Source organism: Pseudomonas japonica (genome assembly GCF_900188455.1).
Classification (GTDB): Bacteria; Pseudomonadota; Gammaproteobacteria; order Pseudomonadales; family Pseudomonadaceae; genus Aquipseudomonas; species Aquipseudomonas japonica.
Map to the genome: position 1 here is coordinate 206,698 of NZ_FZOL01000001.1, position 23,520 is coordinate 230,217.

Genomic DNA, 23,520 nt, shown 5'->3' on the forward strand with positions numbered 1-23,520 from the left:
TTTAGAGTGAGTTCAGAAATGCCAGCAGCGCGCTGCGCTGCTCGGCATCGAAGGTCAAGACACGTTGTCGGGCAGCCTGCGCCTCGCCGCCGTGCCAGAGCACGGCTTCGAGCAGGTTGCGTGCCCGGCCATCGTGGAGGAATTGGGTGTGGCCACTGACGATCTGGGTCTTGCCGATGCCCCACAGCGGTGGGGTACGCCAGTCCTGGCCGCCGGCGGCGAATTCGCTGCGCTGGTCGGCGAGGCCCGGGCCCATGTCGTGCAGAAGCAGGTCGCTGTAGGGCCAGATGGTCTGTTCGGCCAGCTCCGGCTCGACGCCGTTGGCCGCAGTGACGAACTTGGGCGTGTGACAGCCCTGGCAGCCAGCCTGGTAGAACAGGGTCTTGCCCGCCAGTACCTTGGCCGAGGCGACGTCCTGACGCGCAGGCACGGCGAGGTTGCGGGTGTAGTAGAGGATCAGCCGGAGGATGTTGTCGCTGACCTCCTGCTCACCGTTGGCGCCGTTGCCGCTGGGGGCGGCGAGGCAGTCGGTCTGCGCCGCGGTGCAGTCGTCGGACGGCAGCAGCGTGGTGGTCAGGCCCATGTCGCCGGACAGCGCATGGACATTCTGCTGGTTGAGGTTCGGCTGGCCGGCCTTCCAGCCGAAGCGGCCGAGCACCGTGCGCTGCTCGGCCTCGTCCCAGACCTGATTGGGCCGGCCGCGGATGCCGTCGCCGTTGCGGTCGTGCGGGTCGGCGTTGGCCAGGATGGCCTCCTCGGGAATCGCTTCGAGCAGGCCGAGGCCGATCATCGGCGGGGCGATGCGCGCCGAGAAGCGTGTGTCCGGGTGCATCGGGCCGTAGCCGAGCTGGGTGATCTGCAGTTTCGGCTTGCGCAGTTCGACCGCGGTGCCGTCGGCGAAGGTCACGGTCAGCGGCTCGTACTCGACCCGGACCTTGCCTTCCGGAGCCACGCCGGGGATCGCCATGTCCTGCAACTGGCCGCCGTAGACCGGTTCGGGGACGATGCCCTGGCGTTCGATGACCTTGGCGTAGTGCGGCTGGTCGGGAATCGACAGGCGTACCAGCATCGACACCGCGTTGCTGTCGCCGGGCTCCGGCGGATGTCCACGACCATCGCGGACATGGCAGTTCTGGCAGGCGTTGGTATTGAACAGCGGCCCGAGGCCGTCGCGGGCGGTGGTGGTGGAGGGCGCGATGACCCAGGGATTGCGGAAGAAGCTGTCGCCGACGTTGAAGTCCAGGCGCCGGACCGGGGTCAGATTGGCCGAGGGCATCGAGTAGGCGCGACGGTCGTCGCGGTTCACCGTGGTATCGCCACCGGCACGGGCTTCGCCCGGCTCGGCCCGGGTGAAGCGCGGGGCTTCGTCGCAGGCGGCCAGGGGCAGAGCCAGCAGCAGGGGCAGACAAAGGCGAAGCGGCGAGGGCATGCGGAGTCCCGGAAGGTGTTCGAAAAATCAGCCCGCAAGCTTAGCAGGAGCGGGGCGCAGTGAATAAGAGGGATTTGCGTTTGCTGGATGAAATCGCTGTCAGGTTTGCGCGCGATCAACCTGTAGGAGCGAGGCTTGCCCGCGAAGGACCGCGCAGCGGTCCCAAAATGGTGTGGTCATTGAGAATCCGGAACCGCTGCGCGGTCCTTCGCGGGCAAGCCTCGCTCCTACGAGGTCCGTGTCCAGCCTGGAAATGAAAAAGGCGACCCGAAGGTCGCCTCTTTCGTCCCAGCCGGTGCCGAATCAGAATTCGTGATCAGCGGTGTCCGGGTTCAGGTCGGTGATGCCCAGCTTGCCGGCGGCCTGTTCGATGGCGCCGGTCTGCTTGACCAGCGAAGCGATGGCGTCACGCACGATCTGGTTGCCGGCGGTGTTGTCGGCGGCGATCAGCTGGTCGTAGTGCTCACCCTTGAGGGCGTGGTCGACGATGATCTGGATCTTCGCCTCGGTGGCGGCCAGGTCGTCCTGCAGGGTCTTGTCCACGGCCGGGTCGACCTTGGCGACCAGCGAGGACAGGCTCGGGCCGCTCAGCTTGCTGCCGTCGACGCGGGTGTACTCGCCCAGGTAGACATTGCGGACGCCCTTGGCGTCGTAGAAGTGCGAGTAGTGGGTGTTGTCGCTGAAGCAGTCGTGCTCGTCTTCCGGCGAGTTGGCTTCCAGGGATACCTTCATGCGCTCGCCCGCCAGTTCACCCAGCGACAGGCTGCCCATGCCGAACAGCATCTTGCGCAGGCCATTGGCGGCCGGCTCGGCTTCCAGGCTGGCGCGGTAGTTGTCGGTGACGTTCGGCGCCCAGTTCTTGACCATTTCTTCCAGGTCGCTGACCAGCAGGGTGGTGACCGCTTTCAGGTAGGCGCGACGACGGTCGTTGTGGCCGCCGGTGGCACCCTGGCCTTCCAGGTAGTCCGAGGCCGGACGGTTGCCGGCGCCCGGGCCGGTGCCGTTCAGGTCCTGGCCCCAGAGGAGGAATTCGATGGCGTGGTAGCCGGTGGCGACGTTGGCCTCGGAGCCGCCCAGTTCGTTCAGGGTGGCGAGTTTTTCCGGGGTGATGTCCTTCACGTCGACCTTGTCTTCGCCGACCTGGATCTCGGTGTTGGCGATGATGTTGGCGCTGGCCGCCGGGTTGCCCAGGGCGTGTTCGTAGCTCTTGTCGACGTAGTCGATCAGGCCTTCGTCCAGCGGCCAGGCGTTAACCTGACCTTCCCAGTCGTCGATGATGGTGTTGCCGAAGCGGAACACTTCGCTCTGCAGATACGGTACGCGGGATGCGACCCAGGCGGCCTTGGCGGCGTTCAGGGTTTCGTCGTTGGGCTTGGCGAGGAAGGCATCGATGGCGGTTTGCAGGGTTTTCGCGGTGCTCAGCGAGTCGCTGTAGACGGCATGGACGATCTCGGCATAGTGCTTGACCACGGCCTGGGCGGCAGCCTCGTCGACCGCGCCGGCGGTGGCAGGAGCGGCCGGGGTGGCGGCTGCGGCCGGTGCCTGGGCTTGCGGAGCGGCGGCCTTGTCCTTGCTGTCGCCGCAGCCGGCGAGGGAGATGGCAATGGCCAACAGACTGGCGGTAGCCAGAGGCATACGGATCATGGCGAATTCCTGCGTCGATGGATTGAACAGCGTGCGAAAGGCCGCACGCCCAAAAAAAGCTGCGACATAATGCGAAAGATTTGCATTTTATGTAAAGAGGCCATCACGCAAATAGTGCCGCGGTGTCGCCCCCGGACAACCGGGGTGTCGCCTCAGAGTATCGACACCTGGTTGCGCTGCGCCTGCTTGAGGAAAGCGGTCAGCTCGCGGGCCGGCAACGGCTTGCTGTAGTGATAGCCCTGACCTTCGTGGCAGCCCTGGGCGACGATGTAGGCTTCCTGTTCCGCGGTCTCCACGCCTTCGGCGATGACCTGCATGCCGAGGCTCTTGCCGAGCTGGATGATGGCCCGGACGATGGTGGCATCGTCGTCGTCGTCCAGCAGGTCCTGGACGAAGCTCTTGTCGATCTTGATCTTGTCCAGCGGCAGCGACTTCAGGTAGCTGAGCGACGAATAGCCGGTGCCGAAGTCGTCGATGGCGATCAGCGCGCCGGAGCGGCGCAGGCTCAGCAGGTGCTGGGCGGCTGTGCTGATGTCTTCCATCAGGCCGGTCTCGGTCACTTCCAGTTCCAGGCTGCGGGGCGGCAGGCGATAGATCTGCAGGAGGTTGTTGACCACCCGCGGCAGCTCGCTGTGGTGCAACTGCACGGTGGACAGGTTGACCGCCATGCGCAGTTCGCTGAAGCCCTGATCGTGCCATTCGCGCAGCTGGCGACAGGCCTGGTCGAGGACCCATTCGCCGATCACCACGATGTTGCCGTTCTGCTCGGCGAGGGGGATGAACTGGTCCGGCGGCACCATGCCCAGCTCCGGGTGCTGCCAGCGCAGCAACGCCTCGACCCCGACCACACGCTGGTCGCGATAGCTGACCTGGGGCTGGTAGACCAGGTACAGCTGGTTGCGCGACAGGGCTTCGCGCAGGTCCTTTTCCAGCTCGCGGCGGCGGCGCATCTCGCTGTCGACGCTGGCGATGTAGAACTGGTAGCGGTTGCGTGAGCGCGTCTTGGCCAGGGTCATGGTCTGTTCGGCTTTCTGCAGCAGCTTTTCCGTGCTGTCGCCGTCTTCCGGGAACAGGGTGATGCCGATGGTGGCGCGCAGGCGGATTTCCTGGAGGTCGAGGGCGAACGGCGCTTCCAGGTCGTCGAGGATGCTCTGCGCCAGTTCCGCGGCTTCGTAGGGTTGTTCGATATCGGCCTGGACCAGGGCGAACTGGTCGCCGCCGAGGCGGGCCAGCGCGCCGAGGCGGCCGCTGTGGGCGCGCAGGCGGTCGGCCAGGGCCAGCAGCAACTGGTCGCCGGCCTGGTAGCTGAACTGTTCGTTGATGCCCTTGAAGTCGTCGAGGCCGACGCAGATCACCGCGACCCGACGTTGCAGGCGGCCGGCGTCGACGAGGATCTTGTCCAACTGTTGCTGCAGTTGCAGGCGGTTCGGCAGACCGGTGAGAAAGTCGTACTGGGCCATGCGCAGCAGGCTGTTTTCCGCCTCGTGGCGCAGGTGGGTGTTGCGCTCGATCGAGGCCAGCAACTGGTTGGCGGTATTGATCCACAGACCCAGCTCGTTCTTCTCGTGACCCTTGAGCAGGGGCAACTGGTGCTGGCTGGGCCGGTCGGGGTTGATCTGGGTGAGGTGCTCGATGATCCGTGACAGCGGCTTGGTCAGCAGCCAGTGATAGACCAGGTACAGCACCAGGCCCATGGCCAGTGCGCGCAGCACGCCGGAAATGAAGATGATCACCGAACTGAAGATGAAGCTCTCGCCGTAGCTGGCGGTATCCAGGGTGATATTGAGGTCGCCGTAGTACTCGCTGTACGTGCCGCGGCCCACCAGTTGCGTACTGAAGGCGCGTTCCTGGCCGAGGATCGGGTCGGTCAGCCAGCGGGTGCGGGTGTCCTGCAGCGGCCGGGATTTTTCCGCGAGCATGGTTTCGTTGGGATGGCCGATGGAGGCCATGCGCACCGAGTGGTCCTGGAACAGACCCTCGATGACCTGCATGCCCATTTCCCGATCAAGGCTGTAGACCGCCTGGGTCGACGGGTCGCGGAACATGTCGAGAATGCGCTGGGCATCGTTGGCCACGGCCTGACGGGTCTTGTAGGCATCGAACACGATCTGCGCACAGCTGAGCACCACTCCGACGATCAGCGCCGAAAGCAGGACAACCCTGAGCAACTTGACCGATAAGCTGTTCTTGAATTCCAGCTTCAATGGGGGGTTCCTTAATCCAGGCGCATGGCATCATTTTGCCATCAACCATGGCAATCCACTATCGGCTTTTATGCGGGATCCGTGTAGTGGTTTTTCATTTTTTCCCGCAGCTTGATCCGGCCTTTCCGATGGGCCTTTGGGCACTGTATCGGTTGACCCTTCATGGGACTTGAGTGCCAGTCGACGAGTTTCCCAAGATTTTTGATGTTAGCGCGCCTTGCGATGCCGGCAAGGAAACCCGCGCCTGGCGCGGACGAAAAAAAACCCGGCGAGGCCGGGTTTTTTCACAAGCGCGCGACTCAGGCAGTGAAGGTCTTGCCTTCGAACTGCTCGGCGACGAACTTCCAGTTGACCAGCGCCCAGAACGCCTCGACGTACTTCGGACGCAGGTTGCGGTAGTCGATGTAGTAGGCGTGTTCCCAGACGTCGCAGGTCAGCAGCGGGGTGTCGCCGTTGGTCAGCGGGTTGCCGGCGCCGATGGTGCTGGCCAGGGCCAGGGAACCGTCAGCCTTCTTCACCAGCCAGCCCCAGCCGGAACCGAAGGTGCCGACGGAAGTCTTGGTGAACTCTTCCTTGAACTTGTCGAAGGAACCGAAAGCGGCGTTGATGGCTTCAGCCAGGGCACCGGTAGGCTGGCCGCCGGCGTTTGGCGCCAGGCAGTTCCAGTAGAAGGTGTGGTTCCAGACTTGAGCGGCGTTGTTGAAGATGCCGCCCGAAGAGGTCTTGACGATCTCTTCCAGGGTCTTGCCTTCGAATTCGGTACCTGGGACCAGGTTGTTCAGGTTCACGACGTAGGTGTTGTGGTGCTTGTCGTGGTGGTATTCCAGGGTTTCCTTGGAAATGTGCGGCTGCAGGGCATCGTGGGCGTAAGGCAGCGGCGGCAATTCAAAAGCCATTTGGATTCTCCTAATCAGGTCTGGTGCGGTGAACGCAAGGCCGATCACGGGCGGCCGGGATGCATCGGCGAGTTTGTACTCTTTGCGACGCAGGCTCGGGATCATAGCACCGGGCCCGAGCCTAAACCACGCAACAAGTGTATGGACAAGAGGTTCCAGAGCGGTTTCACGCACCTGACCAATGACCGTCAGGTGAAGATCAACTGCGCCGCCACGGCGAACATCATCACCGCCACCATCAGGTCGAGCAGACGCCAGGTGCCGGGTCGGGCCAGCCATGGCGCGAGCCAGGCGGCACCCAGCGCCAGGGTGAAGAACCACAGCAGCGAGGCGCTGGCGGCACCGGCGACGTAGGCCCCGGGTACGCTCTGCTGGGCACCGAGGGAGCCGATCAGCAGGACCGTGTCGAGATAGACATGGGGGTTGAGCAGGGTCACCGCGAGGGCGCTGAGCAACACCGCGCGACGCGAGCGCAGGCCCTGGCCTTCGCCCTGTTCCAGGCTCTGGCTGGAGCAGGCGCGCAGCAGTGCCTTGCCGCCGTACCAGATCAGGAACACCGCGCCGCCCCAGCGGGCCACGGCCAGCAGGGTCGGGTTCTGCGCCAGGACCGTGGCCAGGCCGAACACGCCGAGGGCGACCAGGATCGCGTCGCACAGCACGCACAGCGCGGCCACCGGCAGGTGGTGTTCACGGCGCAGACTCTGGGCGAGGACGAAGGCGTTCTGGGTGCCGATGGCCATGATCAGGCCGAAGGCGACGAGGAGACCGTTGAGGTAGCTTTGCCACATGGGGATGACTCCGGGTGCGATTTTTTGGGACCGCTTCGCGGTCCTTCGCAGGCAAGCCAGCTCCTGCACAGCATGGCGCGTGACTCCTCCGTAGGAGCGTGGCTTGCCCGCGAAGGGCCGCCAAGCGGCCCCCGAATGACTAGCCATTCTCCGGACTTTGCGGCTATAAGAAAAACCAATAAACCTCATCCCGCATTAGGAAATCTGATGTTCGACTACAAACTGCTTTCGGCCCTCGCCGCCGTCATCGAGCAGGCCGGTTTCGAGCGTGCCGCGCAGTTGCTCGGGCTGTCGCAATCGGCCATCTCCCAGCGCATCAAACTGCTCGAAGCACGGGTCGGCCAGCCGGTGCTGGTGCGTGCTACACCACCGACCCCGACGGAGATCGGGCGACGCCTGCTCAACCATGTGCAGCAGGTGCGCCTGCTCGAACGCGACCTCCAGGGCCAGGTCCCGGCGCTGGACGAAGAAGGCCTGCCGGAACGCCTGCGGGTGGCGCTGAATGCCGACAGCCTGGCGACCTGGTGGGCCGAGGCGGCCAAGGAGTTCTGCGCGCAGACCCAGGTGCTCCTGGACCTGGTGGTGGAAGACCAGGAAGTCGGCCTCAAGCGCATGCGCGCCGGCGAGGTGGCCGGTTGCCTGTGCGCCAGCGAACGCCCGGTGGCGGGCGCGCGCAGCGTGCTGCTCGGGGCCATGCGCTACCGCGCCCTGGCCAGTCCGGCGTTCATGTCCCGGCACTTCAGCGGCGGTGTCGAGCCGCAACACCTGGCGCGTACCCCGGCTATCGTGTTCGGTCCGGACGATTTCCTGCAGCATCGTTACCTGGCTTCATTAGGCATCAGTGACGGTTTCCTGCATCATCTGTGTCCTTCATCCGAGGGTTTCCTGCGCTTGACCGAAGCCGGTCTGGGCTGGGGCCTGGTGCCGGAGCTGCAGGCCCGCGAGCAACTGGCGAGCGGTCGGCTGGTGGAAATCCTGCCGGACCGGCATATCGATGTGCCATTGTATTGGCATCATTGGCGCAGCGGCGGGCAACTGCTGGCGCAACTGACCGATCATCTGCGCCACAGTGCCAGCCAGTGGCTGGTGCCGTGGGACGCCCAGGCGGCGTCTGTAACATCTGGAAAAAAATAGTAGGCGGAGTGCTTCATGGGAATTCTGGTCACCGGCGCAAGTGGCTTCATTGGCGGGCGCTTCGCGCGTTTCGCTCTGGAGCAGGGCCTGGAGGTTCGGGTCAATGGTCGTCGGGCCGAAGGGGTCGAACACCTGGTACGTCGCGGCGCGCAATTCATTCCCGGTGACCTGGGCGATCCGGAAGTGGCCCGGCGCCTGTGCCAGGGCATCGACAGCGTGGTGCATTGCGCCGGTGCCGTGGGCAACTGGGGGCGTTACCAGGACTTCTACCAGGGCAATGTGGTGCTCACCGAGAACGTCGTCGAGGCCTGCCTCAAGGAGCATGTGCGGCGTCTGGTCCACCTGTCGTCGCCCTCGATCTATTTCACCGGCCGCTCGCGTACCGGCATCACCGAAGAGCAGGTGCCGCGGCGCTTCTACGACCATTACGGGGCGACCAAGCACCTGGCCGAGCAGAAGGTCTTCGGTGCCCAGGAATTCGGCCTCGAGGTGCTGGCGCTGCGTCCGCGCTTCGTTACCGGTGCCGGCGACGTCAGCATCTTCCCGCGGCTGCTGCAGATGCAGTGCAAGAAACGCCTGGCGATCATCGGCAACGGCCTGAACAAGGTGGATTTCACCAGCGTGCAGAACCTCAACGAGGCGCTGCTCAGTGCCCTCAACGCCGGTCCGGAAGCACTGGGCCAGGCCTATAACATCAGCAACGGTCATCCGCTGCCGGTGTGGGATGTGGTCAATTACGTGATGCGGCGCATGTCGCTGCCGCCGGTGACCCGCTACCGTTCCGTCGGCCTGGCCTACACCGCCGCGGCGCTCAACGAAGGGTTCTGCAGGCTCTGGCCGGGCCGCCCGCAGCCGACCCTGAGCCGCCTTGGCGTGCAGGTGATGAGCAAGGATTTCACCCTGGATATCGGTCGCGCCCGGCATTACCTGGATTACCGCCCGCAGGTGAGCATCTGGGCCGCGCTGGACGAGTTCTGCGCCTGGTGGCAGGCGCAGCACGGCGGTCATTGAACCCGACACCGTACTTGTGGCCGATGAGGGCGGCGTTACAGGTGGTTATACTAGCGCCCATTTTGCTATCACTGTGGTTGAAAACTGCCCATGCGCAACGATGCTCAAGACGATTTTGATAACGTGCCCACGCTCAAGGCGGTGGAGCGCGACGACGATGAGTTCGCTCCGGTCGCCCACCCGCGCACCGCGCGCAAGCGGGCGGCCAGGGCGCCGATGGTCGGGCCGCTGTGGGCGCTGCTCGGCGCGGCGTTCATTGCCCTGGGCGGTGTGGCCTGGTGGAGCTTTCAGCAGATCTCGCTGATGGAGCAGCAACTGGTGGCGACCCAGGAGAGCTTCGCCCGCATCAGCGAAGAAGCGGCGGGGCGCCTGCAGGCGATTTCCGGCAAGGTCAGCGCCACCGAGAGCTCGGCCGCGACCGAGAACGAAGCGCTGAAACTCCAGGTGCGCCAATTGCAGGCGAGCCTGACCGAGCAGGGCAAGCAGCAGGAAGGCGTCGCGGGTCAGGCCGGCGAACTGGGCAAGCGCCTGGAGGCGGCGATGGTCCAGGTCAGCCAGCAGCAGGCGGCCAATGCCCAGTTGCAGACCGAGTTGCAGACCCAGTTGAAAGCCGTGGCCGAAGAGCTGACCGCGCTCAAGGCCGCCCAGCTGGACGGCGGCAAGATCAATGCGCAGATCAAGGCGGTGGCCGACGATGTCGCCGCGCTGAAGGCCGCGCGGGTGGATGGCGGCAAGATCGATGCCCAGCTGAAGAACCAGGCGGCGGCGACCCAGCGTCTGGAGCAGGACCTGATCGTGCTCAAGAGCGAGCAGGAAAATCGTCCCGCACCCGTGGCGGCCGCTGGCGGGGCGTCGACGGCGGAGTTCGATGCCTTCCGCGGGCAGATGACTCGCAATATCAACACCCTGCAGAGTCAGGTGCAGAATCTGCAGCAGCAGATCAATGCCCGTAATTAACGTTTGACGCCGCTCTCCGCTTCGACGCCGCTCTTCTTGTAGGAGCTGGCTTGTCGTGTGACGAACCACTGCGAAGGACCGCGCAGCGGTCCCCGAAAGCGTTGAAGTCTGGGACCGCTTTGCGGTCCTTCGCAGTGGTTCGTCACACGACAAGCCAGCTCCTACAGGGGAAGCGTGTCAGTTTTACAGCCGCGGATAATCGATGTAGCCCACTGGCCCCTTGCCATGGAAGGTCTCGGGGTGTGGCTCGTTCAGCGGTGCATCCGCCGCCAGGCGCGCCGGCAGGTCCGGGTTGGCGATGAAGGGCACACCGAAGGCCACGGCATCGGCGCTGCCCGCCGCCAGCGCGGCATTGGCACTCCGCTTGTCGAAGCGTTCGTTGACGATGTACGCCCCTCCGAACGCCGCCTTGATCTGCGGCCCGAGGCTGTCGTCGGCTTCCATCTCCCGCGCGCAGATGAAGGCGATGCCGCGCTTGCCCAGTTCCCGCGCGACATAGGTGAAGGTTTCCGCGCGGTTGGCGTCGCCCATGTCATGGGCATCGGCGCGCGGTGCCAGGTGCACGCCGACCCGCTGTGCACCCCACACCTCGATCACCGCGTCGGTCACTTCCAGCAGCAGGCGCGCGCGGTTTTCCAGGGAACCGCCATAACGGTCGCTGCGCTGGTTGGTGCTGCTCTGCAGGAACTGGTCGATCAGGTAGCCATTCGCCGCATGCACTTCGACACCGTCGAAGCCGGCGGCCTTGGCATTCTCCGCGGCGCTGCGGTAGGCATCGACGATGTCCTCCAGCTCGGCGCTTTCCAGGGCCCGCGGGGTCGGGTAGGCGGTGATCGGACGCACCAGGCTGACATGCCCCTTGGGCTGGATCGCACTCGGTGCCACCGGCAGCTCGCCGTTCAGGTAGCTGGGGTGGGAAATCCGCCCCACATGCCACAGTTGCAGGAAGATCCGCCCGCCCGCGGCATGCACCGCCTTGGTCACGTTGGTCCAGCCACGCACCTGGTCGTTGGACCAGATCCCCGGGGTATCCGGGTAACCCACGCCCATCGGCGTCACCGAAGTGGCTTCGCTGATGATCAGCCCCGCGCTGGCGCGCTGCACGTAGTACTCGGCCATCAGCGCGTTGGGTACCCGGCCTTCGTCGGCGCGGCAACGGGTCAGCGGCGCCATGATGATGCGGTTCGGCAGTTCGAGGTCGCCGAGGGTGATCGGATCAAACAGAGTCGTCATTGCATGAACCTCAGTGGGTTGCCGGAGCCAGTTCGGTCTTGCCACCGGCCTGGCTGAAAGTGATCAGGGTGACGATCAGCGCGAGCACCGCCAGCACTGCCGCGGCCAGGGGCACGCGGGTCAGGCCCAGGCCCTGTGCGATGACCAGGCCGCCGATCCAGGCACCCAGGGCATTGCCCAGGTTGAAGGCGCCGATGTTCAGGGTCGAGACCAGGTTCGGCGCGGCCTTGCCGAACATCACCACGTTGACCTGCAGCGCCGGCACCGCGGCGAAGGCGGCGGTGGCCCAGAGGAACAGGGTGATCTCGGCGGGAATCAGGGCGACGCTGGTCCAGCTGAGGACGGTGGAGACCACGGCCATGGCGGCGAACACGCCGATCAGGGTGGCGCCGAGGCGGCGGTCGGCCAGCTTGCCCCCGAGGATATTGCCCAGGGTCAGGCCCAGGCCGATCAGCAGCAGGGTCCAGGTCACGCCGCGCGGGCTGACGCCGGTGACATCGCCGAGCAACGGCGCGACATAGGTGAACAGGGCGAACATCGACGCCGAGAACAGCACGGTCATCGACAGCGACAGCCAGATACCGGCGCCCTTGAGCGCGGCCAGTTCGGCGCGCATGTCGAGCTTTTCCTCGTCGTGGCGCAGCGGCAGGACGCGGATCAGGCCGATCAGGGCGATCACGCCGATGCCGGTCACCACCCAGAAGGTCGAACGCCAGCCGGCGACCTGGCCCAGCGCGGTGCCCAGCGGCACGCCGAGGACGTTGGCCAGGGTCAGGCCGGTGAACATCAGCGCCACCGCCGAGGCGCGCCGGTTGGCCGGCACCAGGCTGGCGGCGACCACCGAGCCGATGCCGAAGAAGGCACCGTGGCAGAGCGCGGTGACCACTCGGGCGACCATCAGCAGGTTGTAGTCGCTGGCCACCGCGCAGAGCAGGTTGCCGACGATGAACACACCCATCAGCGAAACCAGCGCCAGTTTGCGCGGCAGGCGCGAGGTGGCCATGGCCATGAACGGCGCACCGATGGCCACGCCGAGGGCGTAGCCGGTGACCAGCCAGCCGGCGCCGGGGATCGATACGCCGAGATCACGGGCCACGTCCGGCAGCAGGCCCATGATGACGAACTCGGTGGTGCCGATGGCGAAGGCGCTGAGCGCCAGGATCAAGAGGGAAAGGGGCATGGGATTCCTGTTCAGAGCTCGCGGCTCAATTGCGCGAGGAACGCCTGGATGGTGTCCTCGTTGCGTTTGAAGAAGTTCCACTGCCCGACCTTCTGGCTGCTGATCAGGCCGGCCCGTTGCAGGGTGGCCAGGTGCGCCGAGACGGTGGACTGCGAGAGGCCGCAACGCTGGTCGATCTGCCCCGCGCACACGCCGTTGTCGAGGCTGTGGTGCTGGTCGGGGAAGCAGGTGTGCGGGTCTTTCAGCCAGCCGAGGATGTCGCGCCGCACGGGGTGGGCGAGGGCTTTTATTATTTCGTCGAGATCAAGGGGCATGGTCGGGCTCGTGGGGTATGTAGCGGTATATCGCGATGTGGCGAAATATAAATCGGTATTTCGCGATATACAAATATGAAAAGGTTTGGGAGGTGGAAGAAATCGATCTATGCCAGTGAGTCAAGCGCGAGCTTTTTGCGTAGGAGCGTGGCTTGCCCGCGAAGGATCGCGCAGCGGTCCCGCATAGGTTCAAGGCCATGAGGTCTGTGGGCCCGCGTTGCGGTCCTTCGCGGGCAAGCCACGCTCCTACGGGATCGATAGTGGGCGCACCAGGCTGAGTTACACTCACTCCCCATGAACTACCTAGCCCACCTCCACCTCGGCGGCGACCAGCCCGAGCAATTGCTCGGCAGCCTCTATGGCGACTTCGTCAAGGGCCCGCTGGAAGGCCGCTTTTCCCTGCCCCTGGAACAGGCGATCCGCCTGCACCGGCGCATCGATACCTTCACCGACAGTCACCCGCTGGTACTCGCTTCGCTGGCACGCTTCCCCGCCCAGCGACGCCGCTTCGCCGGAATCATCCTCGACGTGTTCTTCGACCACTGCCTGGCCCTGCACTGGCAGGACTACGCGCGGCAGCCGCTGCCGCAGTTCACCGCGCGGGTCTATCAGGTACTGGAGGCGGAGCGCGAATTGCCAGGACGGCTGGCGCAGATCGCACCGCTGATGGCGGCGGATGACTGGCTGGGTTCGTATCGCCAGTTCGCGGTGCTGGAGCAAGTGTTCAGGGGCATCGCCCGGCGCCTGTCACGGCCCGAGGGCATGAGCGGGGCGATGGCGGAGGTGGAAGCCCTGTATCCGTTGCTGCTGGAGGACTTCCGCCAGTTCTATCCGCAGTTGCAGGCCTTCGCGGCCGCGGCGCTGGCCGATTCTCAGGCGGCCTTGGCGCGGCGCTGAGGCACGCTTTGCGCGGCTTCGCCGAACAGCGCCCGGGTGATCGCCTGCTGGGCCTGGAAGGCCAGAGCGGCACGCTCCATGCCCAGGCTGGGAATGGGCTGCAGCAGGTGCACCTCCACTTCCCCACACGGTTGGGCGAACAACCGCATCAGGTGCGACAGCAGGTCGTCATCGCCGATGAACGGCGCGATCGGGTCGGCCTGGCCATCGCGCAGGTAGCGCAGGGCGATGGGTTGCAGCGCCACTTCGCTGTCGATGGCGCTGGCCAGCAGGCGACCGTGGAAGGTGCGCAGGCTGCGGCCGTCGGTGGTGGTGCCTTCCGGGAAGATCAGCAGGGCGCAGTCCTGTTGCAGGTGCTGGCTGATCTGCAGGCGCAGCAGTTGACTGTCGCCACCGCCACGGCGGATGAACAGGGTTCCGGCCTTGTGCGCCAGCCAGCCGGCCACCGGCCAGGTGCGCACTTCGGCCTTGGACAGGAAGGACAGCGGCGCGAGCATGCCGAGCAACGGGATATCGGTCCACGACACATGGTTGCTGACCCACAGCATCGGCTGTTGCGGCAGCTCGCCGATCACCCGTACGCGAAACGGCAGGGCATTGCTCAGGCGCTGCATGAACAGCCGCGACCAGCGCTGCCGGCGCTGCGCCGAGGCGTTGATGCCAAGGCGCTCGAACAGGCCGAACAGCGCGGCCATGCCCAGGCCGAGCATGACCACCAGCAACACCCGGACGATGCGGGCGTACACCCGCACGCGCTGCATCACACCGCCGCCTTGAAGTGACGGGCGTAGCGCGGGCAGAGTTCGTCGCGCTTGAGCAGGATGAACACGTCGGCGACCTGGAAGTCCTCGTCCCAGCACGGCTCGCCGCAGATCTTCGCGCCCAGGCGCATGTAGGCCTTGAGCAGCGGCGGCATCTGCGCGATGACGTTGCCCGGCAAGGCCAGGTTCGGCAGCGGGTTCTTCGGTTCGGCGCGCAGGTATTCGGTGCACAGGTGCTGTTCGCGCAGGCGCTGCATGATCGCGTGGGCCTGTACGCCGCCATCCTGCATCGGGATGCTGGCGCAGCCCATCAGGTAGCTGTAGCGGCCTTCGTTGAGGATTTCCGCCAGCTCGCTCCACAGCACCGCGATGGTGCCACCATTGCGGTAGGCGGCATCCACGCAGGTGCGGCCCAGTTCGAGGATCGGGCCCTGCAGGTGGCCGAGGCCGTGCAGGCTGAATTCCTCTTCGCTGTAGAAGCGTCCCAGGCTGCTGGCGGCGCGGTGGTCGAGCAGGCGGGTGGTGGCTACCAGGCGACCGCTATTGAGGTCGCGCACGCCGATATGCAGGCAGTGCGCGTCGTAATCGTCCATGTCCAGGCCTTGCTCGGCTCCCTTGAGCTTGGCCTTGAATTCACCGCTGAAGACACTGAAACGCAGGGCCTGGGCCTCGCGAAGGGCAGCCGGGCCAACCAGGCGTTCGGCTTGCAGACGGCGTTCAGTGCTGTTGTCGCCAGAGCGAGCGATCTGAGTCATTGCGAGTCTCCATAAGCCAGCCATGGGGTTGCGGCCGGTCGACTTTGTTGTGCAAGCTCAGAGACTAGGTAGACGGGGTGTCACCCCCGTGAATGTTTGGTGATGCTTGTATGACAGCCCCCGAGGAGCCTTTCATGAGCTGGCTGGAACGACTCGACGAGACGCATGCGCAACCCCTCCTGGACAACCTGGGGGACACCTGGGCCAGCCTGCTGGACCGTCTGGGGCCGGTATCGCCGTTCGAACTGGCGGTGCTCGGCGGCCAGGCGATGGCGACGCCGGGGCTGGCCTTTCTGGCCGGCTACCAGGCGGCGCTGCGGGTGCTCTGGCCGAGCGCGCCAGGCGGTCTCGGCGCGCTGTGCGCCAGCGAGAAGCGCAGTGTGCGCCCGGCGGACATGACGATGCGTCTGGACCTTGCGGCACTGCGCCTGGACGGCCGCAAGGATTTCGTCACCTGTGGTTCCGACGCCGACTGGCTGCTGGTGGCCGCGCGCAGCGAGGCGCCAGGGGAGGCGCCGCAACTGAGCCTGGCGGTGATCTATCCCGGCGAGCCGGGGGTACGTCTGGAGCCCCTGCCGGCGCTGCCGCTGATGCCGGAAGTCGGGCATGCCCGGCTGCACCTGGAACAGGCATTGTGCGAGCGGCTGGCGGGGGATGGCTGGGATGCTTATGTGAAGCCGTTCCGCACCCTTGAAGACCTCTATGTGCTGAGTGCCATCTGTGCCTGGCTGTACGGCATCGGGCGTAGTCATGGCTGGGCGCAGGGGTTGCAGTTGCGCCTGCTGGCGCTGCTCGGCGGCTGTGCCGAAGGCAGTCGGCAGAGTGCCGAAGCGCCCGCCAGTCATTTGTTGCTGGGTGGGCTGTTCGCCCAGTTCAGTGCAATGCGGGATGAGATCAACGCGGCGCTGGCGGCCACGGAAGGGGAGTGGGCGAACCTGTGGATGCGCGACCAGGGGATTCTGGAGATTGCCAGTGCGGCGCGGCTGAAGCGGTTGGAGAAGGCCTGGAGGGCTGCGGGCTTTTCCTGAACATTGATGTTGTTCTTACGGGCCTCATCGCGGGCAACGCCCGCTCCCACAAGACTGCATGCACCGCCGAACCTTGTGGGAGCGGGCGTTGCCCGCGATGAGGCCCGCAAGAACAACGCCCAATCCTGTCATGAACCCCTGCTAGCCTTGCCCGACCACCATTTCGGGTACAGGCCATGCGCATCGCGTTCATCGGATTCCTGCTCTGGGCACTCATCGCCCCGGCCTCGGCCAGCGAGGTTTCGGCCCTCGAAGCCTATGCCTTCCCGCCCCGCGACGAGCAAACCCGTGAGGGCGTGCGCACCGACGCCCTGCTGGTCATCCGCGACGGCAAGGTGCTCTTCGAGCGCTACGCCGACCCCACCCGCGCCGACACCCCGCACCTCACCTGGTCGATCAGCAAGAGCGTGCTGGCCACTGTCCTCGGCATCGCCTATGGCGAAGGCCGCTTCAAACTGGACGATCCCGCTGCGAAGTTCTACCCGCCGATGCAGGCCCACCCGCAGGTGCGCATCGAGGACCTGCTGCACTGGGCCAGTGGCCTCGACTGGCAGGAAGACTACGAATATGCCCCGCTGAAGTCCTCGGTGGTGGCGATGCTCTATACCCGCGGTCGCGGTGACATGGCCGGGTTCACCGCGGCGCATGGCGTGGCGGCGGCGCCCGGCGAGCGCTTCCTCTATTCCAGCGGCGACAGCAACGTGCTGGCCGCTGCCTTGCGCCAGATGGTCGGCGCCGAGGCCTACGTCGACTATCCCTGGCACGCCCTGTTCGAACCGCTGGGCATCCAGCATGCGGTCTGGGAGCGGGACGCCCAGGGCACCTTCGTCGGCTCTTCCTACCTCTACATGAGCGCCCGCGAACTGGCGCGCATCGGTCAGCTGATGCTCGACGACGGCCGCTGGCAGGGCCGCCAGTTGCTGCCGGCGGACTGGGTGGCGTTCAACCGCGAGGCCTTCGCCAAGGCCGCGGACGAACCTGGCGAGCCGCTGCCGGGCGGGCACTGGTGGCTCAACCACGCGGGTGCCTGGCCCGATGCGCCGGCGGACACCTTCGCCGCCCTTGGCCATTGGGGACAGGGCCTGTACGTCCTGCCGCAACAGCGACTGGTGATCGTGCGCTACGCCGACGACCGCGACGGCAGTTTCCAGCACAACAGCCTGTTGCGGCTTGTCCTGGCGGCCTTTCCGGGAGCGCGCTCATGAAACGCCTGTCGCTGCTGGTCCTCCTCGGCCTGCTGCTCTGGGGCTGGTCCGAGCGCGCGGCACTGAGCGCGTTTCCCGGCATTCTCAGTGCCTACTCGGCCAAAGAGTACTGTTCCTGTCGCTACGTGATGGGCTTCGACGCCGGCTACTGCCAGGGCTACGTCAAACAATGGCTGCCGCTCGGCGAACTGCGCGACGATGCGCAGGCCAGACGGGTCTACGCTCGTGGCCTGGGGCGCGAGGCCAGCGCGCAATGGCGCGGTCCGCGCGAGGGCTGCGGCTTGCTGCCGTGAAGGCGGGCGGGTAAGGTTGAGCGCCACAGTGTTTCAGGATTTTCCATGCCCAGCCCGCTTCGCCTTCTGCTCGCCTCGCTGGCGATCGTCTGCCTTCCCGCCCAGGCCAACTGGTATCTGGACAACGAGTCATCGCGTCTTTCCTTCATCAGCAGCAAGAACGGCGACGTGTCCGAAGTGCACCGCTTCCTGGTGCTGCACGGCAAGGTCGACCGCAAGGGCGCGGCCGAGCTGGAGGTCGAGATGGAGTCCATCAGCAGCGGCATCCCGCTGCGCGACGAGCGCATGCGCAAGGAATTGTTCGATGTCGCGGCTTTCCCCGAAGCGGTGATCCGTGCCCAGCTTGACCTGCGTCCGATCAACGACCTGGCCAACGGCGCCCAGCTGGAATTGCGCCTGCCGGTCAATGTCACGCTGCACGGCAAGAGCCACAGCTACAACGCCCAGTTGCTGGCGACCCGTCTCGACGAGCGACGCTTTCAGGTCGTGACCCTGGAGCCGCTGGTGCTGCGTGCCGAGCATTTCGACCTTGCGCCGGGCCTGGAGACCCTGCGCAAGGCTGCCGGGCTCAAGTCGATCAACCTCTCGGTGCCGGTGGGTGCGGTGCTGATCTTCACGGCGCGCTGAGATGGCCGGGCCGGTCTTTCCCTGGCGTTCCGGCAACCAGTTCGAGTTGCTGATCGACGGACCGGCGTTTTTCCCGCCCATGCTCACCGCCATCGCCCGTGCCGGGTTTCAGGTCGACCTGGAGCTGTATCTGGTGGAAGCCGGCGCCTGCGCCGAGGCCATGGTCCAGGCGCTGGTCAGCGCAGCCGAGCGCGGGGTGAAGGTGCGCTGCCTGTTCGACGATTACGGCTCCCTGGCATTCACCATGGGCCTGCGCCAGCGCCTGCAGGCCGCCGGCGTCGAGCTGCGCTGGTACAACCGCCTGCGCTGGCGCCGGGGGGTACGCAACCTGTACCGCGATCACCGCAAGCTGCTGCTGGTGGACCAGGGCGTTGGCTGGGTCGGCGGCACCGGGGTTACCGACCAGTTCTGGCACCCTGATCAGGCCAGCAGCGAATGGCACGAAGTGATGGTGCAGATGCAGGGCCCGCTGGTGGCCGACTGGCAGATGCTCTTCGACCGTCAGTGGCGGGCCAACCCGCGCCGCGTGGCCTGGCGTCCGCCGACCCACTTCGGCTTGCCGCGCCTGCCGCGGGTGCCGCTGACTGGCGCGGGCCTGGGCCGGGTCGCCTATGCCGACGCCCGCCAGCACCGCGATATCCTGCAATCCCTGGTCCGCGCCCTGAACAGCGGACAGCGCCGCATCTGGCTGGCCACGCCGTATTTCCTGCCGACCTGGAAAGTCCGCCGCTCCCTGCGCCGCGCGGCCGCCCGTGGCATCGATGTGCGTCTGCTGCTGACCGGGCCGCGCACCGACCATCCCTCGGTGCGTTATGCCGGTCATCGCTATTACCCGCGCCTGTTGCGCGCCGGAGTGAAGATCTTCGAGTTCCAGCCGTGTTTCCTGCACCTGAAAATGGTCCTGGTGGATGACTGGGTGAGTATCGGCTCGTGCAACTTCGACCACTGGAACCTGCGCTTCAACCTCGAAGCCAACGTCGAGGCCATCGACCCGGCGCTCACCCTGGCGGTCAGCGAGAGTTTCGTTCGTGATTTCGCCCAGAGCAGCGAGATCCAGCTCGATGACTGGCGTGCCCGACCGTTGTGGTGGCGTCTGCAGCAGCGGGTGTGGGGCTGGCTCGACCGGGTGGTGGTGAACCTGCTCGATCGTCGCGACTGACGTAGTACTGGCCTATTACCCGCAAGTGCTCGGCAGGGACTACCGTGTCTGGGTATCTTTTCCACTGCACGCGAAGGAGATGGTGAAATGGCGGCCAAGAAGATTCTTATGTTGGTGGGCGACTACGTCGAAGACTACGAAGTGATGGTGCCGTTCCAGGCCCTGCAGATGGTCGGTCATGTCGTGCACGCGGTGTGCCCGGGCAAACAGGCGGGGCAGACGGTGCCCACGGCGATCCACGATTTCGAGGGCGACCAGACCTACAGCGAGAAGCCGGGGCACAACTTCGCCCTCAACTTCGATTTTGCCAAGGTGAAGGCCGAGGACTATGACGCCCTGGTGATTCCCGGCGGTCGCGCGCCCGAGTACCTGCGCCTGAACGAGGACGTCCTGGCCTTGGTGAAAGCCATCGACCAGGCCGGAAAGCCGATCGCCGCGGTCTGCCACGGCGCGCAGCTGCTGGCGGCGGCGGGCGTGCTGGAAGGTCGCGAGTGCAGTGCCTACCCGGCGTGCGCGCCGGAAGTGAAGCTGGCCGGTGGTCGCTATGTCGACATCGAGGTTACCCAGGCCCATGTCCAGGGCAACCTCGCCAGCGCCCCGGCCTGGCCGGCCCATCCCGCCTGGCTGGCGGGTTTCCTGGGATTGTTGGGTACCCGCATCACCTTGTGAAGGCATACGCGGCCCTTGTAGGAGCAGGCAAGCCAGCTCCTACGGGATCACGCAAGGCCGTCCACCATTCAGAATGAAGGAAGCGCCATGTGCGAGTTGTACGTCAAGGCCGACCCGATCCTCTACGAGTCGCGCAGCCGCTCGCTGCGCATTCGCGGGGTGGTGACCACGCTGCGCCTGGAAAACCAGTTCTGGGATGTGCTGCGGGAAATCGCCGAGGTCGATGGCATGACCACCAACCAGCTGATCACCAAGCTCTACGACGAGGTGATGGAGTACCGCGGCGAGGTGGTGAACTTCGCGTCGTTCCTGCGCGTCAGCTGCATTCGCTACCTGAGCCAGCGACGGGTGGCCGAGGCGGTGCCGCTGAAGGCCGTCGCTCGTTGAGCCAATAAAAAAGCGGCGTGGATATCCACGCCGCTTTGGCCTTTCACTTGAAGCTTGCCGCTTGAAGCGTGGGGCTTGTTACTTCACTTCCACCGCCAGGCTTTCGGCGATCTTGCTCTGCCAGATCGCAGGACCGGTGATGTGCACCGACTCGCCCTTGCTGTCGACCGCGACGGTGACCGGCATGTCCTTGACCTCGAACTCGTAGATCGCTTCCATGCCCAGTTCGGCGAAGGCCAGGACCTGGGATTTCTTGATCGCCTGGGCCACCAGGTAGGCGGCGCCGCCGACGGCCATCAGGTACACGGCTTTGCTGTCCTTGATCGCGTCGATGGCGGTCGGGCCGCGCTCGGACTTGCCGATCATGCCCAGCAGACCGGTCTGCTCGAGGATCTGGCGGGTGAACTTGTCCATGCGCGTCGCGGTGGTCGGGCCGGCCGGGCCGACGACTTCCTCACGCACCGGATCGACCGGGCCGACGTAATAGATGAAGCGGCCTTTCAGGTCCACCGGCAGCTCTTCGCCACGGTTGAGCATTTCGACCATGCGCTTGTGCGCGGCGTCGCGGCCGGTGAGCATCTTGCCGTTGAGCAGGATGGTCTCGCCCGGCTTCCAGCTCTGCACGTCTTCCGGGGTCAGGGTGTCGAGGTCGACACGGCGAGCCGACGGACCGGCTTCCCAGACGATTTCCGGGTAGGCGTCCAGCGACGGCGCTTCCAGTTCGGCCGGGCCGGAGCCATCGAGGACGAAGTGGGCGTGACGGGTGGCGGCGCAGTTCGGGATCATGCACACCGGCAGCGAAGCGGCGTGGGTCGGGTAGTCCATGATCTTGACGTCGAGCACGGTGGTCAGGCCGCCGAGGCCCTGGGCACCGATACCCAGCTGGTTGACCTTGTCGAACAGCTCCAGGCGCAGTTCCTCGATGCGGTTCTGCGGGCCACGGGCTTTCAGTTCGTGGATGTCGATGGACTCCATCAACACTTCCTTGGCCATTACCGCGGCTTTCTCGGCGGTACCGCCGATGCCGATGCCGAGCATGCCAGGCGGGCACCAGCCGGCACCCATGGTCGGGACGGTCTTGAGCACCCAGTCGACGATCGAGTCGGACGGGTTGAGCATGGCCATCTTCGACTTGTTCTCGGAGCCGCCGCCCTTGGCCGCGACGTCCACTTCCACGGTGTTGCCCGGGACGATGGAGTAGTGGATCACCGCCGGGGTGTTGTCCTTGGTGTTCTTGCGGGCACCGGCCGGGTCGGCCAGGATCGAGGCGCGCAGGACGTTGTCCGGCAGGTTGTAGGCGCGACGCACGCCTTCGTTGATCATGTCGTCGACGCTCATGGTGGCGCCGTCCCAGCTCACGTCCATGCCGACGCGGACGAACACGGTGACGATACCGGTGTCCTGGCAGATCGGGCGGTGGCCGGTGGCGCACATGCGCGAGTTGATCAGGATCTGCGCGATGGAGTCGCGCGCGGCGGGCGACTCTTCACGCAGGTAGGCCTCGTGCATGGCCTGGATGAAATCGACGGGGTGGTAGTACGAAATGAATTGCAGGGCATCGGCGACGCTCTGAATCAGGTCGTCTTGCTTGATCACGGTCATGCAGCGCGCTCCTCTTAAACACGGGAACATTCAATAAGGTATTCCGACGCGGACAGGCCGAGTTGTCGAAACGACCTTTCAGACGCGCCAGGACGGGGTGTCCGACGCAAAAAAGGCGCGGCAGTATAGCGCGCCTCGGCCGTTGGTACACGCGCCAGTGGTCCAACCATGGTCGGTTATCGCCCGGCATCGTTCTTGCTGTTTTCCTTGGCCTGTCCTACGGAACAGGCCTAGATTGGCGTATGAATATTTTCTGGAGATGAACCTCGATGCCCGAACTGCGTGTCGGCGAACGCCTGTGGTCCGTTGCGCCCGGCAGCAACCTGCTCGATGCCCTCAACGAGGCGGGCTGTGGCGTGCCCTACAGCTGCCGGGCGGGCAGTTGTCATGCCTGCCTGGTGCGCTGCCTCGAAGGCGAACCGGAAGACGGGCGCCCCGAGGCCCTGGGCGCGGCACAGCGCGAGGCGGGGTGGCGCCTGGCGTGCCAGTGCCGGGTCGGCATGGACCTGCGGGTGGCGTTGTTCGATCCGAAGACCGATGGCCAGCCGGCGCGCGTCGTCGCGGCGGACTGGCGCGGCGAGGTACTGCGCCTGCGCCTGCAGCCGTTGAACGGCCTGCGTTATCAGGCGGGACAACATCTTTTGTTGTGGAACGCCTCGGGCGTCGCGCGGCCGTACTCCCTGGCCAGCGTGCCGGGGGAGGAGCCGTGGCTGGAGTTTCATATCGATTGTCGGCATCCCGGCGCCTTCTGCACCGAGGCGCGGCGCTTGGCCGTGGGCGACGAGTTGCGCCTGGGCGAGTTGCGCAGCGGTGCCTTGCACTACGACCCGGAGTGGCAGGACCGGCCGCTCTGGCTGCTGGCGGCGGGCACCGGGCTGGCGCCGTTGTGGGGCATCTTGCGCGAAGCGTTGCGCCAGGAGCATCGCGGGCCGATCAGGTTGCTGCATCTGGCGCGGGATGGCGCGGCGCATTACCTGGCGGAGGAATTGCGGGAGAGGGCGGGGCGCTATTCGCAGTTGCAGGTGGAATTGGTGACACCGGGGGAATTGCCGGCGGCGCTGGCGGCGTTGCGGGTTCAGTCGCGGCAGACCGTGGCGCTGGTATGCGGGGCGCCGGGGAGTGTCGAGGCGTTTTCGCGGCGGTTGTTTCTGGCCGGGGTGCCGCGCAATCAGGTGTATTCCGATCTCTTCGTGGGACATGCCTGATTGGGACCGCGTTGCGGTCCTTCGCGAGCAAGCTCGCTCCCACAGAAAATGCAGAGCACCGCTCGATACCGTGTGGGAGCGAGCTTGCTCGCGAAGGGCCGCAACGCGGCCCCAGGAACAGGCAACCCCGATTTCAAATGAA

Annotated in this window: 23 protein-coding genes; 12 read left to right on the forward strand and 11 right to left on the reverse strand. The window is 65.7% G+C overall.

Annotated features, from left to right (window positions below; genetic code table 11):
- Position 1 precedes the first annotated feature (1 nt).
- From CHB99_RS00910 to CHB99_RS00930, 5 genes are all read right to left on the reverse strand, one after another.
- On the reverse strand, positions 2-1,429 hold the full coding sequence (locus CHB99_RS00910; RefSeq protein ID WP_042123005.1) for a di-heme oxidoreductase family protein: 1,428 nt from the start codon (positions 1,427-1,429) through the stop codon (positions 2-4).
- Positions 1,430-1,732: 303 nt separating this feature from the next.
- The gene (locus CHB99_RS00915) at positions 1,733-3,073 is read right to left on the reverse strand and encodes an imelysin family protein (protein ID WP_042123006.1); all 1,341 of its coding nucleotides are present in this window, start codon (positions 3,071-3,073) and stop codon (positions 1,733-1,735) included.
- Positions 3,074-3,225: 152 nt separating this feature from the next.
- A complete protein-coding gene (locus CHB99_RS00920; protein ID WP_042123007.1) occupies positions 3,226-5,277 on the reverse strand; it encodes a putative bifunctional diguanylate cyclase/phosphodiesterase in 2,052 nt (683 codons plus the stop codon).
- 299 nt (positions 5,278-5,576) lie between these two features.
- On the reverse strand, positions 5,577-6,173 hold the full coding sequence (locus CHB99_RS00925) for a superoxide dismutase (RefSeq protein WP_042123008.1): 597 nt from the start codon (positions 6,171-6,173) through the stop codon (positions 5,577-5,579).
- Between the two features lie 188 nt (positions 6,174-6,361).
- Positions 6,362-6,961: a LysE/ArgO family amino acid transporter gene (locus CHB99_RS00930; protein WP_042123009.1), complete on the reverse strand. Its 600-nt coding sequence runs from the start codon at positions 6,959-6,961 to the stop codon at positions 6,362-6,364.
- Positions 6,962-7,168: 207 nt separating this feature from the next.
- On the opposite strand from CHB99_RS00930, the gene CHB99_RS00935 reads away from it, so the two are divergent.
- The 3 genes from CHB99_RS00935 to CHB99_RS00945 all read left to right on the forward strand — a co-directional run bounded on the left by CHB99_RS00935 (position 7,169) and on the right by CHB99_RS00945 (position 10,063).
- Positions 7,169-8,095, forward strand: coding sequence for a LysR family transcriptional regulator ArgP (locus CHB99_RS00935; RefSeq protein WP_042123010.1), 927 nt, complete (start codon positions 7,169-7,171; stop codon positions 8,093-8,095).
- A 15-nt stretch (positions 8,096-8,110) separates the two neighbouring features.
- A complete protein-coding gene (locus CHB99_RS00940; RefSeq protein WP_042123011.1) occupies positions 8,111-9,106 on the forward strand; it encodes an NAD-dependent epimerase/dehydratase family protein in 996 nt (331 codons plus the stop codon).
- A 90-nt stretch (positions 9,107-9,196) separates the two neighbouring features.
- Positions 9,197-10,063, forward strand: coding sequence for a hypothetical protein (locus CHB99_RS00945; RefSeq protein ID WP_042123012.1), 867 nt, complete (start codon positions 9,197-9,199; stop codon positions 10,061-10,063).
- 183 nt (positions 10,064-10,246) lie between these two features.
- On the opposite strand, the gene CHB99_RS00950 is transcribed toward CHB99_RS00945, so the two are convergent.
- The 3 genes from CHB99_RS00950 to CHB99_RS00960 are packed head-to-tail and all read right to left on the reverse strand — an operon-like array spanning position 10,247 to position 12,790.
- Positions 10,247-11,296, reverse strand: coding sequence for an alkene reductase (locus CHB99_RS00950; RefSeq protein ID WP_042123013.1), 1,050 nt, complete (start codon positions 11,294-11,296; stop codon positions 10,247-10,249).
- Positions 11,297-11,306: 10 nt separating this feature from the next.
- Positions 11,307-12,476, reverse strand: coding sequence for an MFS transporter (locus tag CHB99_RS00955; protein WP_042123014.1), 1,170 nt, complete (start codon positions 12,474-12,476; stop codon positions 11,307-11,309).
- A gap of 11 nt (positions 12,477-12,487) precedes the next feature.
- Positions 12,488-12,790: an ArsR/SmtB family transcription factor gene (locus CHB99_RS00960; RefSeq protein WP_042123015.1), complete on the reverse strand. Its 303-nt coding sequence runs from the start codon at positions 12,788-12,790 to the stop codon at positions 12,488-12,490.
- Between the two features lie 294 nt (positions 12,791-13,084).
- Between CHB99_RS00960 and CHB99_RS00965 the strand changes: the two genes are divergently transcribed.
- On the forward strand, positions 13,085-13,687 hold the full coding sequence (locus CHB99_RS00965; protein ID WP_042123016.1) for an acyl carrier protein phosphodiesterase: 603 nt from the start codon (positions 13,085-13,087) through the stop codon (positions 13,685-13,687).
- Here the strand turns inward: CHB99_RS00965 and CHB99_RS00970 are convergent.
- Entirely contained in the window at positions 13,663-14,448 is a 786-nt protein-coding gene (locus CHB99_RS00970; protein ID WP_042123017.1) for a lysophospholipid acyltransferase family protein, read from the reverse strand. The two genes, CHB99_RS00965 and CHB99_RS00970, sit on opposite strands and share 25 nt — an antisense overlap.
- Positions 14,448-15,203 carry an L-ornithine N(alpha)-acyltransferase gene (gene olsB, locus CHB99_RS00975; RefSeq protein WP_042123018.1) on the reverse strand — a complete coding sequence of 252 codons (756 nt, stop codon included), beginning with the start codon at positions 15,201-15,203 and terminating at the stop codon, positions 14,448-14,450. Before olsB ends, CHB99_RS00970 begins: the two co-directional genes overlap by 1 nt.
- Before the next feature lie 134 nt (positions 15,204-15,337).
- Between olsB and CHB99_RS00980 the strand changes: the two genes are divergently transcribed.
- The 7 genes from CHB99_RS00980 (at position 15,338) to CHB99_RS01010 (ending at position 20,571) form a co-directional block, all read left to right on the forward strand.
- Positions 15,338-16,231 (forward strand): acyl-CoA dehydrogenase family protein, encoded by an 894-nt coding sequence (locus tag CHB99_RS00980; protein ID WP_042123019.1) that lies wholly within the window; start codon positions 15,338-15,340, stop codon positions 16,229-16,231.
- A 176-nt stretch (positions 16,232-16,407) separates the two neighbouring features.
- Complete coding sequence (locus CHB99_RS00985; RefSeq protein ID WP_089266388.1) at positions 16,408-17,436, forward strand: serine hydrolase domain-containing protein; 1,029 nt, start codon at positions 16,408-16,410, stop codon at positions 17,434-17,436.
- Entirely contained in the window at positions 17,433-17,729 is a 297-nt protein-coding gene (locus CHB99_RS00990; protein ID WP_042123025.1) for a hypothetical protein, read from the forward strand. The genes CHB99_RS00985 and CHB99_RS00990 overlap by 4 nt, the downstream gene beginning before the upstream one ends.
- A 45-nt stretch (positions 17,730-17,774) precedes the next feature.
- A complete protein-coding gene (locus CHB99_RS00995; protein WP_042123026.1) occupies positions 17,775-18,356 on the forward strand; it encodes a YceI family protein in 582 nt (193 codons plus the stop codon).
- A 1-nt stretch (position 18,357) separates the two neighbouring features.
- Positions 18,358-19,515, forward strand: coding sequence for a phospholipase D-like domain-containing protein (locus CHB99_RS01000; protein WP_042123027.1), 1,158 nt, complete (start codon positions 18,358-18,360; stop codon positions 19,513-19,515).
- Between the two features lie 87 nt (positions 19,516-19,602).
- A complete protein-coding gene (locus CHB99_RS01005) occupies positions 19,603-20,184 on the forward strand; it encodes a DJ-1/PfpI family protein (RefSeq protein ID WP_042123028.1) in 582 nt (193 codons plus the stop codon).
- Positions 20,185-20,271: 87 nt separating this feature from the next.
- Entirely contained in the window at positions 20,272-20,571 is a 300-nt protein-coding gene (locus CHB99_RS01010; RefSeq protein WP_042123029.1) for a ribbon-helix-helix domain-containing protein, read from the forward strand.
- Positions 20,572-20,649: 78 nt separating this feature from the next.
- Here CHB99_RS01010 and CHB99_RS01015 read toward each other — a convergent pair whose 3' ends face one another.
- A complete protein-coding gene (locus tag CHB99_RS01015) occupies positions 20,650-22,173 on the reverse strand; it encodes a fumarate hydratase (RefSeq protein ID WP_042123030.1) in 1,524 nt (507 codons plus the stop codon).
- A gap of 269 nt (positions 22,174-22,442) precedes the next feature.
- On the opposite strand from CHB99_RS01015, the gene CHB99_RS01020 reads away from it, so the two are divergent.
- Positions 22,443-23,378, forward strand: coding sequence for an iron-sulfur-binding ferredoxin reductase (locus CHB99_RS01020; protein ID WP_042123031.1), 936 nt, complete (start codon positions 22,443-22,445; stop codon positions 23,376-23,378).
- Positions 23,379-23,520: the final 142 nt, after the last annotated feature.

Excerpts from the sequence above, each read along its gene's own strand:
- CHB99_RS00940 (WP_042123011.1), top strand. The coding sequence starts at position 8,111 with ATGGGAATTCTGGTCACCGGCGCAAGTGGCTTCATTGGCGGGCGCTTC.
- olsB (WP_042123018.1), bottom strand. The coding sequence starts at position 15,203 with ATGACTCAGATCGCTCGCTCTGGCGACAACAGCACTGAACGCCGTCTG.
- CHB99_RS00985 (WP_089266388.1), top strand. The coding sequence starts at position 16,408 with ATGCGCATCGCGTTCATCGGATTCCTGCTCTGGGCACTCATCGCCCCG.
- CHB99_RS00955 (WP_042123014.1), bottom strand. The coding sequence starts at position 12,476 with ATGCCCCTTTCCCTCTTGATCCTGGCGCTCAGCGCCTTCGCCATCGGC.
- CHB99_RS00915 (WP_042123006.1), bottom strand. The coding sequence starts at position 3,073 with ATGATCCGTATGCCTCTGGCTACCGCCAGTCTGTTGGCCATTGCCATC.
- CHB99_RS00950 (WP_042123013.1), bottom strand. The coding sequence starts at position 11,296 with ATGACGACTCTGTTTGATCCGATCACCCTCGGCGACCTCGAACTGCCG.
- CHB99_RS01005 (WP_042123028.1), top strand. The coding sequence starts at position 19,603 with ATGGCGGCCAAGAAGATTCTTATGTTGGTGGGCGACTACGTCGAAGAC.
- CHB99_RS01020 (WP_042123031.1), top strand. The coding sequence starts at position 22,443 with ATGCCCGAACTGCGTGTCGGCGAACGCCTGTGGTCCGTTGCGCCCGGC.
- CHB99_RS00930 (WP_042123009.1), bottom strand. The coding sequence starts at position 6,961 with ATGTGGCAAAGCTACCTCAACGGTCTCCTCGTCGCCTTCGGCCTGATC.
- CHB99_RS00925 (WP_042123008.1), bottom strand. The coding sequence starts at position 6,173 with ATGGCTTTTGAATTGCCGCCGCTGCCTTACGCCCACGATGCCCTGCAG.
- CHB99_RS00910 (WP_042123005.1), bottom strand. The coding sequence starts at position 1,429 with ATGCCCTCGCCGCTTCGCCTTTGTCTGCCCCTGCTGCTGGCTCTGCCC.
- CHB99_RS00960 (WP_042123015.1), bottom strand. The coding sequence starts at position 12,790 with ATGCCCCTTGATCTCGACGAAATAATAAAAGCCCTCGCCCACCCCGTG.
- CHB99_RS00970 (WP_042123017.1), bottom strand. The coding sequence starts at position 14,448 with ATGCAGCGCGTGCGGGTGTACGCCCGCATCGTCCGGGTGTTGCTGGTG.
- CHB99_RS00990 (WP_042123025.1), top strand. The coding sequence starts at position 17,433 with ATGAAACGCCTGTCGCTGCTGGTCCTCCTCGGCCTGCTGCTCTGGGGC.
- CHB99_RS00965 (WP_042123016.1), top strand. The coding sequence starts at position 13,085 with ATGAACTACCTAGCCCACCTCCACCTCGGCGGCGACCAGCCCGAGCAA.
- CHB99_RS00945 (WP_042123012.1), top strand. The coding sequence starts at position 9,197 with ATGCGCAACGATGCTCAAGACGATTTTGATAACGTGCCCACGCTCAAG.
- CHB99_RS01010 (WP_042123029.1), top strand. The coding sequence starts at position 20,272 with ATGTGCGAGTTGTACGTCAAGGCCGACCCGATCCTCTACGAGTCGCGC.
- CHB99_RS00980 (WP_042123019.1), top strand. The coding sequence starts at position 15,338 with ATGAGCTGGCTGGAACGACTCGACGAGACGCATGCGCAACCCCTCCTG.
- CHB99_RS01000 (WP_042123027.1), top strand. The coding sequence starts at position 18,358 with ATGGCCGGGCCGGTCTTTCCCTGGCGTTCCGGCAACCAGTTCGAGTTG.
- CHB99_RS00995 (WP_042123026.1), top strand. The coding sequence starts at position 17,775 with ATGCCCAGCCCGCTTCGCCTTCTGCTCGCCTCGCTGGCGATCGTCTGC.
- CHB99_RS01015 (WP_042123030.1), bottom strand. The coding sequence starts at position 22,173 with ATGACCGTGATCAAGCAAGACGACCTGATTCAGAGCGTCGCCGATGCC.
- CHB99_RS00935 (WP_042123010.1), top strand. The coding sequence starts at position 7,169 with ATGTTCGACTACAAACTGCTTTCGGCCCTCGCCGCCGTCATCGAGCAG.